Genomic DNA, 1,173 nt, shown 5'->3' with positions numbered 1-1,173 from the left:
GGACGGCTGATCACGGAGAAGGCGCTGGAGGCGCTTCCCAACCGTGCCGTGCGCGTGCCGCCGATCACGCTGGAGCGTATCGACGATCTCTTGCGCGCCCGCTCCCTGATCGAGGGCGAAGCGATCGCGCTGGCTGCCACGCGCATGAATCCGCGCCAGATTGCTTCGGTCGAAGCCATGCTCGGCGAGTGGGACGAGATGCGGGCGTTAAAGCACAAAAAGGATATCGACCGCGAGGCGACGCTCAACCAGAGCTTCCACTTTGAGATCTACCGTTGCTGCGGCTCCGCCGTGTTGATCCCGATGATCGAGAGCCTGTGGCTACAATCCGGACCCTGTATCCGCGTCGCCATCTACGCCTTTTCGGATGCCGGCGAGGTCGATACCGCCCACTATCACCGCAGCATTGTCGCAGCGCTTGCAAGGCAGGATGCCAAAGCAGCGCGCGAGGCGCTGGTGGCCGACATCAGCCGGCCCTTCGCTTTCCTGCGCGACAAGCTTCAATCCGCCAATAGGAAAGATTGAGGGCATGACGCTTGCCATCAGCATCGCCGAGCCACGCTCAAAGCTGTCCGTGACGGCGCTTCTGTTGCCTGAAAAGGCGCCCGAGAACGCTTCTTTCCTGCTGGCCTATTTCGAGCAGCCGCGCGTCGTTGCCGGCATCCATGCGATGTGGACAGGGCCGGAAATCTCCTGCCCGGTTCCATCAGCGGATATTGAGGGCCAAGCCTATGCCAGGCCGTTGCCGGCGGAGAATGCAACGTTGACGCCGCAGCCGGGCGACATCGTGCTATCCTACGTGCCGCCGCGCATGTGGGGCGGCAGTCCGAATGCGATATTCGACATCGGCCTGTTTTATGGCCAGGGTGCGCGTCTGCTGTTCCCGATCGGCTGGCTTGCCGGAAGCGTGGTCGCGCAGGTGCGTCCCGAGGAGCGCGACCGGTTCGCCGTCGCCTGCGGCGTGATCCGCCGCAACGGCGCTTGCGAAATCACCTTCACCCGGGTGGAGATCTGAATGGCTGAGAGCGACGACAGTTTCGAACTTTTCGACCTTCGCGTCGAGGCGGTGATCCCCGAGGGCAAGCCGATCTATTGCGGCGCCAAATCAGGCGATTATTTCGAGCTAAAGGGCGAGATGCTGTCGATGCCGTCGGGGCAGGGTTTTTCGATCTA

The 1,173-nt window shown here is 62.5% G+C and carries 2 protein-coding genes and 1 pseudogene; all 3 read left to right on the top strand.

Annotated features, from left to right (window positions below; all coding sequences use genetic code 11):
* A partial coding sequence (locus tag EOA86_RS35490) for a GntR family transcriptional regulator (RefSeq protein ID WP_164892363.1) occupies positions 1 to 525 on the top strand: 525 nt, incomplete at its 5' end.
* A 4-nt stretch (positions 526 to 529) separates the two neighbouring features.
* A complete protein-coding gene (locus tag EOA86_RS35485) occupies positions 530 to 1,015 on the top strand; it encodes a DUF3830 family protein (protein ID WP_128345720.1) in 486 nt (161 codons plus the stop codon).
* Positions 1,016 to 1,173, top strand: a pseudogene (locus EOA86_RS40995) (TIGR04076 family protein); the annotation flags it as partial.

Origin of the sequence: Mesorhizobium sp. M5C.F.Ca.IN.020.32.2.1, from assembly GCF_004023105.1 — a bacterium.
Classification (GTDB): Bacteria; Pseudomonadota; Alphaproteobacteria; order Rhizobiales; family Rhizobiaceae; genus Mesorhizobium; species Mesorhizobium wenxiniae.
The sequence above is the reverse complement of the archived record's forward strand: the minus strand, read 5'-3'. Positions and strand labels throughout refer to the sequence as shown.

Coding starts and splice junctions, on each gene's coding strand:
- EOA86_RS35485 (WP_128345720.1), top strand. CDS start 530: ATGACGCTTGCCATCAGCATCGCCGAGCCACGCTCAAAGCTGTCCGTG.